Below are 7,034 nucleotides of genomic sequence, written 5' to 3'. Positions count from 1 at the left end.
TTGCTCAAACCACCATTCAGGGAAACACTATAGGGCAGGTTGGTGGTACAGCTTACCGATAGAGCCCCGGTCGCATCCACATTGGATGTCAGAACCCCGTGATTGCCAAAGTTGATAGACGTGGCGGAGACTGTACAGGTGCGATCAACATTGGCCGTCACGTTGAAGGTTGGCTGCGTTGGATTATCCGTCATAGCAGTACAGGCAGGCGCCACAAGCAGATAGCTGGCATAGTTGAAGCGGGTTTGAGCACCCGAGAACGTCGATAAATACGCGCCGCCTGGCGTGGCCGCCTGCCCGGACAGGATACGCCCATAGATCGTACGCGTGGCGGTAGTGGATGTGAGCGGCAGCAAGGTCATGTCGATGGGTGGTGGCGACCCCAATGCCGTGTTGGTAACAGACCCCCAGGGAACCGAACGCGCAGTATCGGAATAAAGCTGATAGGTCAGCGCGTTGGTGCCGCTCAGCATGGTGCGCAAGCCGCCACTTGAGCCGCCGCTGCCCGCATTGATATTGGGGCACACCCGAAGAAAAAGACTGACTGTGAGCGTGTTGGAGCAATTAACACCCAATGTCGCCGTCGTATCAACCGCGCCACCCCCAAGAAGATTGACCGTACCAAAATTGACATTGGTGATGCTGAAGGAACAGGTTTGTGCATGGGCCCAACTTGGTAGAAAAATCAATATATTGAACAACGCGCATGCGACGATGCGATAAAATCTCATTGCGTGCTCCTGCATACGGCGTCCGGAATGGTAACGCGCTCTTCTGTATTGCGTGGCGCGTTGAACGTAATCTGGCATGAGCCCTTTTCGGATTGCGTCACTATCAACGTGTTGGAGTTCTCAATGCCTTCAAGATAGACCTGACCGTCATAACCCACAATGAACTCCTGCGAGCCATTGAGCTGCGCTGTCGATCCCGTCTCGATGTAAGCGCCACTCTCATCGCGCAGAGTGACAAGGGCAGCTCGCGTATCGGCCTTGACGTTGAAGTCCACCACGGAGCCACCCCGATCGCTTGGGCTTACCACTTGTCGAGTTTCACCTACAGTGGCATCAATCGGCAAATTGCTGGGGTCAATGGAAATTACGTTCTTGTCATAGGAACGCAGATTGGGCAGCAGCATCTTGCCGCTCTTGTTGGTTTTGCCCATGGGACGATTTTCGAATTGAACGTCGACATCTGGTGCGCCCACATCCACCACACTGAAAGCATCGTCGATGCGGTTCGAGAGGAACACACCTCCGCCTGCGAGGACAACTGCACCGTCGATCTGTGCGGTGGCGCGAACATTGTCATCATACTTTTCAACACCAGCTTCAATTCTGCCGATCTGGCTACGATAGCTGCCGCTGGCAGCAATGATGTCGCTCTGGCCATAAGAGCCGCGCAACCGCCAGCCAGTGCTTCCCACCTCGGCCTGTTCCGATTTCATCAAGTCGATGGACCCGGTGGTTCCGTTTTCATCAGCCGAAACACTCGTCGATGCCGTGATGTTATGGTCGAACGACCAAGACAATCCAGCATATAATCCAAACGAGCCTTTCTGCTCGAAGTCCGTATAGGCAGACATGAACATGTTGCCTTTCTTACCAAAAGGCCGCGTGGCGGTGACGCCAAGAATCCGCGATTTTTCGGAATCGACAGTTTCGATCTGCGTGTAGGAGAAATTCAGATTCGTTTCATTGAAGATGCGAGGAAGTGAAACGGAAACTTGATCAAGCGCTTTGGCAGGCTTGGCGCTATTGTCCGGAAGCCCGGTCTCGTCTATATCGGCCGTGATCGAGGCGATATCATTGTAATCGCCGAAAGTGCGCTGCGTGCGCACGTAGAATTTGACATCCCAGAGATCGGCTTCAACGCTTGCAGCAATCTGGTAGCCGGTTTGCCCACCGAATTTGCTGGTCGCGCCGGATAAGGTTCCAACGCCGTAAGGCCCGATATTGAAAACGCCGCCAATGCCCGCATTGTAGAAATTCTCGGCACCTTCAACGTGCCCTTCTAAGGTCGTGTTATTGGTGAGACCATAACGCAAGGTGCCGCTTCCCACGATGCGCTCATCATAGTCATTCGATTCCGTGCCGTAATAGCGGCGGGCAAAGCCGGTTTCGGCAGAAAAATCAGCAAACCCCTTAGCCAGCAAATTAGACGAGGCATAGAACGGCGTTTCCGTAACCGTCTCTCGGCCCAGAACATCGCGAACCACCATACGCGCTGTGCCTGCGCCCGTGACCACCGGGAGGTTGGTGACCGTAAATGGACCGGATGCAACATTGCTGGTCGCACGACGTGCGTTATCGATATAAACATCGACCGTTGACGGCACAGCCGCAGACCCCGACAGCTCAGGCATCGGCATAGTAACCAGATCGGGCCGCAATGAAAAATTGCGCCGGATTTGTACGCCGCCCAGACGGGTCGGTCGCGTCCATGAGAGGCCACCCGTAATGAAATCACCGACATTATAGGTCATCAGCGTTTCCTGATCCGAATAGGACCATCTCGTATCGAGACGCGTTGACCCGAAACTGTCGGTGTCGGACGAACTGAGCACCTGCGACGACGACAGGACGCCATAGGGACCGAACAGGCGCCCTTCCATGAGACCAGAAACACCTTCGAACTGCGTCAGATCATACCAATCCTGTCCGCCGCTGGCGCCATAGATCGTATAATTCACCAGCCCGCCGAAATTGCTCTTGGCCTTGGGTTTTTCGTCTTCTTCTTCAGACGTGACTTCCTCGCCAGACTGCGCATCGATGACACGCGCGGCGCGCTTGTTTTCCTGCGCATCGAAACGAACGATCTGGTTCTCCTTGTCATAGGTGACGTTGACCCCGGAGAGCCGGTTCACGTCGATCCATCCGTCATCCCGCATAGCTTCCGTGGCGGGCTTGATCCCGACATTCTTGAGCTGTTCGGGCTCAATCAGAAGTGATCCGTCCGGTGTTTGACGAAACGTAGCGATCAGCGCCGATGATGCGCCATTCACATAGACCTCAAGCTGAAGCTCCAGAGGGGTATCGTCGGAAACAAGCGTCCCCGACGACGTAGGTGGCAATTCCTGCGCCGCAGCTTTCAGACATCCTGTGCAGACCGTTAGAAACGCAATCGTCAAAACCGCAAGATCAACCGCCCCTGACGCTCGCTTGCGCATTTATCGGGCCAGCTTCGCTTTGAGCTGAAATCGTCAGCGAGCCACCACCCCGACTACCACCTGTTCCGGGAATGAACCAAGTTGCACTTGATTGCCCCAGAACATATCCAACAAGGCCTTTTCGCTGTGCGACGGCACGACCGCCTGCACCCTGCAATGCAAGATCGGAAACACGCAGCCGCTTGTTTCCCTTGTTACTAACGGTCACCTGATAACCGCCCGATTGACGCTGGACACTCCATGACGGGTTCGCATCCGGCGTGCCGGGCTGCGAGAAGAAAACCGGAATGGAATGGCGGATCACCAGATTGACCGTGCCGGATCGCCGCTGCGCATTATCGGGAAGTTCATCGACAATCAGCCGATAGCTTTCTTCCGCCTTGACCGGGCTTTTCGTGGTGCGCACGATACGGATGATGTTTTCGCCGCCGGGCTTCAGTTGCGATATGGGCGGACTGACAACAACATCGGTTGCTGCCGTGTAGGTATCAACGCCATTGCTCTGGCTCCAGCGGAATATTCTGGCCTGAACATTGATGGGCCGTTTTGCATCGTTCCAGATGCGAATGTTTGAAGCCGCCGTTGGCGCGCTCAGATCGATGATGACCGGCGAAACGCGCAAGGAAGCCGCATGCGCGGGGACAAGATACAAGCTCGCCAATAACGCCGCGGCAAAAGTGAGAACACGCATTCTACCCTCCGTGACGTTAATAGCTGATCGTGGCGGTTACCGTATCCGTATAGACACCCGCAGCTGGCGTCGACTGCCCTGGAACACGCCCATAGACCGTATAGGCTTGAGCGGCACCAGTGCCTGTCCCGGCGACTGTGTTCGTTCCGACGGTGTTGCCCCAGACTGCGGTGCGGGCCGTCGTTGTGTACAGCGAATATCCAATAGTGGCGCTTGCCGGCCCCGTCATCAAACGGTTTGTGACGGTTGCGCCGGTTCCCGTGCCAGCGCTCAAGCCGATATTGTAAGGTGTCGAATTCGTGCATTGCACGGTTATGGTGCTGGTCGCGTCGACATTCGTCGACAAAACACCATTGGAACCAAAGTCCATGTTGGTTGCAGAATTAATAAGACAAGCTGCAGTAATCGTAATCTGCACATTGAACGTCGTTGTAGGCGTTTGAGCCGACGCTCTTGTAATTACAAGCAAAGCTGTAATAGCAATAAATAGTAGTTGAAGGTTTTTGTTCATATGGTTCCCATATCATGGCAATAAAAGTAATAAATCAAAATCTTATATCAATTAAATTTAGCGTCAATGAGCTTATGGGTATGATCTGGATTTCGGTTTTGCAAGACATTGATATCGAGCCAATCGTCTGACGAGCACATTATGGAGGCGGCATAGAGGAAAGCAGCGGCGGATTTGATTGATCCATGCAAAGAAGCGCTCGGCCACCCAGCAGCGCGGCAGAACGGCGAAACTGGTCTGGCCTGAGTTCTTCTTGACGACTTTCGACGGCAATGCTGGTGGCTTGAGTGGCGCGTTCATGGTTGTAGCCGCCTTCGGCCCAGATGTGCTTGATGAAGGGAAAGAAAGGCCGCGCCATTTTCGTAGGACTGGCCTCGCGGCCAGCCCGGACAGACGGAACTGGCGGAGATTCCGTCTACCGTTCTCAACGTGTCAAAACTGGGTAAGGCGGCCCTTCACCCGATGCAGAACCGGTTGAGCCCGTCGAGCGCATGCTTGGCAACTCCGCCCGCGGCGGTGAGATCGTGGTCAACGCGTTCAGCGGTTCTGGCTCGACGCTGATTGCTGACACCTGGGATGTGTGTCCGCCTGATGGAGCTGGAGCCCGCCCTTCGTGAATGTCATCGTTTGCCACTGGCAGGAATACATCGGGCGCGGGGCAGTGCATACACTCACGGGCAAGGAATTCCCCGCTGATGGGCAGGAGCGGCGCACCACCAGTGATAATGGATAATCAGGACACGGACATTTTCTGAAAACAGAATTCTAAGCTGACGACATAAAAAAAACAGCAATGCAAGTCAATGCGTTGCCGCTTTCGTTTCTCTGTGGGGTGCAAGTAGGGCGTTTACGTCAGCCAGTTTTCCAGTCTCAGCCCGCGAATTCTGGAGAACTCACTCGTGGTTGCGGTAATAAGCGTCATGCCGAGGGAGTAGGCGTGAGCCGCGATAAACAGGTCATTCGGCCCGATAGGCTTACCTGCCGCTTCCAGCTCCGCCCGGATACCTGCATATTCGCTGTCAGCAGGAACGTCGAACGGTAGCGGCGGGATCATCCTGAGTGCATCTTCAACGCGGGCGAGAAGGCGAGGCGAACCCTTCTTTGCAGCGCCAAATCGCAGCTCAGCCGCCGTGATGATGCTCATGGCAAGCCCCATGTCCGCGTTCTGGTCAATCTTTTGCGCGGCGCGACCATCAGGGTTGCGGATGGCGTCTGACACAATGTTCGTGTCCAGCATGTAATACGGGTTCACAGGTCGATATCTTTCAACGGCGGCAGGCCTTCGTCAATGTCATCAGGAAATTGATCTTCCGGGCCAAGGGGCGTTTCACTTCTCCACTTGGAAAGCAGTTCGCGGATGGCCTGACTTCGGTTGTTCCGAAACAGCTTGGCCTCCCTTGGCTGGCTGGTTGAAACGGCGTGTGTCATTGCGCGCTCACCTTTTGCATATGCCGTTGCTCTGCTCCCTTAAAACTGGACCGTTTATAATGAGAGTTTTCCGCGCTATTTTCCTGGCTGGGAGAAGGAGTGGAAGGCATGAAAGCATCGAAGTTTTCGGACGCTCAGAAGGTGTTTATTCTCAAGCAGGGAGATGACGGCGTTCCGGTAGCGGAAATCTGTCGCAAGAGCGGGATCAGCCAGGCAACTTATTTCAACTGGAAGAAAAAGTATGCAGGTCTGCTGCCTGATGAGATACGGCGGCTGCGCGCCTTGGAAGAGGAAAATACGCGGCTGAAGAGGATTGTTGCAGACCTCACGCTTGATCGGGAGATGTTGCAGGATGTGATCCGCCGAAAACTTTAAGGCCTGCGCGGAAACGTGATCTGGTGGCGGGAATGCTTGTTGATTGGGGAATATCGATCCGACGGGCTTGTGCAGCACTAAGCTTCGAAAGATCGACTATCAATTACAAGTCCCGCCGCACCGTGCAGGCCGCTGTTGAGAAGCGGATCAAAGAGATTTGTGAAACCCGTGTGCGATAGGGTTACCGTCGCGTACACGTCCTGCTTCGTCGCGAAGGCTGGACCATCAACATGAAGAAAACACGTCGAATATACAATGAGTTAGGACTTCAGCTCAGGAATAAACATCCGAAACGTCGTGTCAAGGCCAAGCTGCGTGAGGATCGTCAACAAGCGATCGGGCCGAATGATGTTTGGGCGATGGACTTTGTGCATGATCAGCTGGCAACAGGAAAGAAACTCCGGATTCTGACTATTGTCGATACGCATTCACGCTACTCGCCGGCAACCGATCCGCGCTTCAGTTATCGTGGTGAGGATGTCGTTCAGACACTTGAGAAAGTGTGTCGTCGTGCTGGCTATCCGAAGACAATAAGGGTTGATAATGGAAGTGAGTTTGTTTCGCGTGACCTCGATCTGTGGGCCTATGCCAACAAGGTCACACTGGACTTCTCCCGACCCGGAAAGCCGAGGGATAACGGGTTCATCGAAGCCTTCAACAGTAAGCTTCGCGCCGAGTGCCTGAACGCACACTGGTTCTTAACGCTTGAAGATGCGCGCGAAAAGTTGGAGAATTGGCGTCGACACTATAATGAGGATCGTCCTCACTCGGCAATCGGATATAACGTGCCGATTGCCTTGCATAATCCCGATGGCGTCATCAGCCCGCCATTGGCATAAGAGCCGGAAAATTCTAATTCCCGG

7 protein-coding genes and 1 pseudogene are annotated in these 7,034 nt (G+C 54.3%); 1 reads left to right on the top strand and 7 read right to left on the bottom strand.

Annotated features, from left to right (window positions below):
- The 7 genes from ACTJKP_RS25755 to ACTJKP_RS25725 all read right to left on the bottom strand — a co-directional run.
- Positions 1–731: spore coat protein U domain-containing protein (locus ACTJKP_RS25755; RefSeq protein ID WP_440631208.1), on the bottom strand; the 731-nt coding region annotated here is incomplete at its 3' end.
- The gene (locus ACTJKP_RS25750) at positions 728–3,166 is read right to left on the bottom strand and encodes a fimbria/pilus outer membrane usher protein (RefSeq protein ID WP_440631207.1); all 2,439 of its coding nucleotides are present in this window, start codon (positions 3,164–3,166) and stop codon (positions 728–730) included. The genes ACTJKP_RS25755 and ACTJKP_RS25750, both read right to left, overlap by 4 nt.
- The gene (locus tag ACTJKP_RS25745; protein ID WP_440631206.1) at positions 3,138–3,857 is read right to left on the bottom strand and encodes a fimbrial biogenesis chaperone; all 720 of its coding nucleotides are present in this window, start codon (positions 3,855–3,857) and stop codon (positions 3,138–3,140) included. The genes ACTJKP_RS25750 and ACTJKP_RS25745 overlap by 29 nt, the downstream gene beginning before the upstream one ends.
- 16 nt (positions 3,858–3,873) lie before the next feature.
- Complete coding sequence (locus tag ACTJKP_RS25740; RefSeq protein ID WP_440632699.1) at positions 3,874–4,368, bottom strand: Csu type fimbrial protein; 495 nt, start codon at positions 4,366–4,368, stop codon at positions 3,874–3,876.
- Between the two features lie 139 nt (positions 4,369–4,507).
- Complete coding sequence (locus tag ACTJKP_RS25735; protein ID WP_440632698.1) at positions 4,508–4,726, bottom strand: hypothetical protein; 219 nt, start codon at positions 4,724–4,726, stop codon at positions 4,508–4,510.
- Between the two features lie 489 nt (positions 4,727–5,215).
- Positions 5,216–5,620 carry a type II toxin-antitoxin system VapC family toxin gene (locus ACTJKP_RS25730; RefSeq protein ID WP_440632697.1) on the bottom strand — a complete coding sequence of 135 codons (405 nt, stop codon included), beginning with the start codon at positions 5,618–5,620 and terminating at the stop codon, positions 5,216–5,218.
- Positions 5,617–5,796, bottom strand: coding sequence for a hypothetical protein (locus tag ACTJKP_RS25725; RefSeq protein WP_440632696.1), 180 nt, complete (start codon positions 5,794–5,796; stop codon positions 5,617–5,619). The genes ACTJKP_RS25730 and ACTJKP_RS25725 overlap by 4 nt, the downstream gene beginning before the upstream one ends.
- Positions 5,797–5,904: 108 nt before the next feature.
- On the opposite strand from ACTJKP_RS25725, the pseudogene ACTJKP_RS25720 reads away from it, so the two are divergent.
- Positions 5,905–7,010, top strand: a pseudogene (locus ACTJKP_RS25720) (IS3 family transposase).
- The last annotated feature ends 24 nt before the right edge of the window (positions 7,011–7,034 follow it).

The sequence above is a fragment of the Brucella sp. 22210 genome, assembly GCF_052045675.1.
Lineage (GTDB): Bacteria > Pseudomonadota > Alphaproteobacteria > Rhizobiales > Rhizobiaceae > Brucella.
The sequence above is the reverse complement of the archived record's forward strand: the minus strand, read 5'-3'. Positions and strand labels throughout refer to the sequence as shown.

What these genes read in the sequence shown, in the direction of transcription:
- ACTJKP_RS25750 (WP_440631207.1), bottom strand. Translation starts at nt 3,166, where the DNA reads ATGCGCAAGCGAGCGTCAGGGGCGGTTGATCTTGCGGTTTTGACGATT.
- ACTJKP_RS25735 (WP_440632698.1), bottom strand. Translation starts at nt 4,726, where the DNA reads ATGGCGCGGCCTTTCTTTCCCTTCATCAAGCACATCTGGGCCGAAGGC.
- ACTJKP_RS25745 (WP_440631206.1), bottom strand. Translation starts at nt 3,857, where the DNA reads ATGCGTGTTCTCACTTTTGCCGCGGCGTTATTGGCGAGCTTGTATCTT.
- ACTJKP_RS25725 (WP_440632696.1), bottom strand. Translation starts at nt 5,796, where the DNA reads ATGACACACGCCGTTTCAACCAGCCAGCCAAGGGAGGCCAAGCTGTTT.
- ACTJKP_RS25740 (WP_440632699.1), bottom strand. Translation starts at nt 4,368, where the DNA reads ATGAACAAAAACCTTCAACTACTATTTATTGCTATTACAGCTTTGCTT.